Consider the following 2,500-nt stretch of genomic DNA (forward strand, 5'->3'; position numbering starts at 1 on the left):
TTCCAGCAGCCGGCAGAGCCGAGCCGCCGGTTGTCCGGCGCGCCGTCCGCAGCGCCTTTGGCGCGTGAGGACAGAAGATAGCATCATCAAACTTCGTTTGATGAGCATGAGCAATGGGAACGATCAAGCCGATCGAACGATTAGTACCGGTAAGCTTCATGCGTTGCCGCACTTCCACACCCGGCCTATCAACGTGGTCGTCTTCCACGGTTCTCGAGGGAATACTCGTTTTCAGGTGGGTTTCCCGCTTAGATGCCTTCAGCGGTTATCCCTTCCATATATAGCTACCCTGCTATGCCCTTGGCAGGACAACAGGTCCACCAGAGATATGTCCATCCCGGTCCTCTCGTACTAGGGACAGATCCTGTCAATATTCCTACACCCACGGCAGATAGGGACCGAACTGTCTCACGACGTTCTGAACCCAGCTCACGTACCGCTTTAATTGGCGAACAGCCAAACCCTTGGGACCTGCTCCAGCCCCAGGATGCGATGAGCCGACATCGAGGTGCCAAACAACCCCGTCGATATGGACTCTTGGGGGTCATCAGCCTGTTATCCCCGGCGTACCTTTTATCCGTTGAGCGATGGCCCTTCCACGCGGGACCACCGGATCACTATGACCGACTTTCGTCTCTGCTCGACTTGTCAGTCTCGCAGTCAGGCGGGCTTATGCCATTGCACTCGACGAGCGATTTCCGACCGCTCTGAGCCCACCATCGCGCGCCTCCGTTACTCTTTCGGAGGCGACCGCCCCAGTCAAACTACCCACCATACACTGTCCCGGATCCGGATGACGGACCGCGGTTAGACATCCATGACGATAAGGGTGGTATTTCAAGGACGGCTCCACAGGAACTGGCGTCCCTGCTTCAAAGCCTACCACCTATCCTACACATGCCGACACGAATGCCAGTGTAAAGCTATAGTAAAGGTGCACGGGGTCTTTCCGTCTGACCGCAGGAACCCCGCATCTTCACGGGGAATTCAATTTCACTGAGTCTGCGTTGGAGACAGCGGGGAAGTCGTTACGCCATTCGTGCAGGTCGGAACTTACCCGACAAGGAATTTCGCTACCTTAGGACCGTTATAGTTACGGCCGCCGTTTACTGGGGCTTCGATTCAGAGCTTGCACCCCTCCTCTTAACCTTCCAGCACCGGGCAGGCGTCAGACCCTATACGTCGTCTTGCGACTTCGCAGAGCCCTGTGTTTTTGATAAACAGTCGCTACCCCCTGGTCTGTGCCACCCCATCTAACTTGCGTTAAAAAGGGTCACGCTTCTTCCGAAGTTACGCGTGCAATTTGCCGAGTTCCTTCAACGCAGTTCTCTCAAGCGCCTTGGTATACTCTACCTGACCACCTGTGTCGGTTTCGGGTACGGTCTATACGGTGGAGCTATTTCCTGGAACCGCGCCGCCGCCCGGACAATCCAATAAGTCCGAACAACTTGTGCGATCCGTCACTACCACCAGGCCCACGAATATTAACGTGGTTCCCATCGACTACGCGTGTCCGCCTCGTCTTAGGGGCCGGCTAACCCTGCTCAGATTAACTTTAAGCAGGAACCCTTGGTCTTTCGGCGAGAGGGTCTCTCACCCTCTTTATCGTTACTCATGTCAACATTCGCACTTCCGATACCTCCAGGACCCCTCACGGGTATCCCTTCACAGGCTTACGGAACGCTCCGCTACCACGTGCCTTGCGGCACATCCTCAGCTTCGGTGCATGGCTTCAGCCCCGTTACATTTTCGGCGCAAAGACCCTTGTTTAGACCAGTGAGCTGTTACGCTTTCTTTAAATGATGGCTGCTTCTAAGCCAACATCCTGGTTGTTTTGGGATCCTCACATCCTTTCCCACTTAGCCATGACTTGGGGACCTTAGCTGGAGGTCAGGGTTGTTGCCCTTTTCACGACGGACGTTAGCACCCGCCGTGTGTCTGCCGACTAGTACTCCCCGGTATTCGGAGTTTGGTTAGGATCAGTAAGACGGTGAGTCCCCATAGCCCATCCAGTGCTCTACCCCCGGGGGTATTCGGTCGACGCTCTACCTAAATAGATTTCGCGGAGAACCAGCTATTTCCGAGTTTGATTGGCCTTTCACCCCTAGCCACAAGTCATCCCAATCTATTGCAACAGATGCGGGTTCGGTCCTCCAGTTGGTGTTACCCAACCTTCAACCTGCTCATGGCTAGATCACTCGGTTTCGGGTCTAATGCGACATACTAAGGCGCCCTCTTCAGACTCGCTTTCGCTACGCCTCCACCTACCGGCTTAAGCTTGCATGTCACACTAAGTCGTTGACCCATTATACAAAAGGTACGCCGTCACCCTTTCAGGCTCCGACTGTTTGTAGGCATCCGGTTTCAGGTTCTATTTCACTCCCCTTGTCGGGGTGCTTTTCACCTTTCCCTCACGGTACTTGTTCGCTATCGGTCATGCACGAGTACTTAGGCTTGGAGAGTGGTCTCCCCATGTTCAGACAGGATTTCTCGTGTCCCG

General features: G+C 54.7%; 1 rRNA gene (cut by a window edge). It reads right to left on the reverse strand.

The annotated features are described in order from the left end of the window. Positions 1-119: 119 nt before the first annotated feature. Positions 120-2,500 (reverse strand): 23S ribosomal RNA (locus AU381_RS00375) (it continues 416 nt past the right edge of the window).

It is taken from the genome of Sinorhizobium glycinis, from assembly GCF_001651865.1.
Classification (GTDB): domain Bacteria; phylum Pseudomonadota; class Alphaproteobacteria; order Rhizobiales; family Rhizobiaceae; genus Sinorhizobium; species Sinorhizobium glycinis.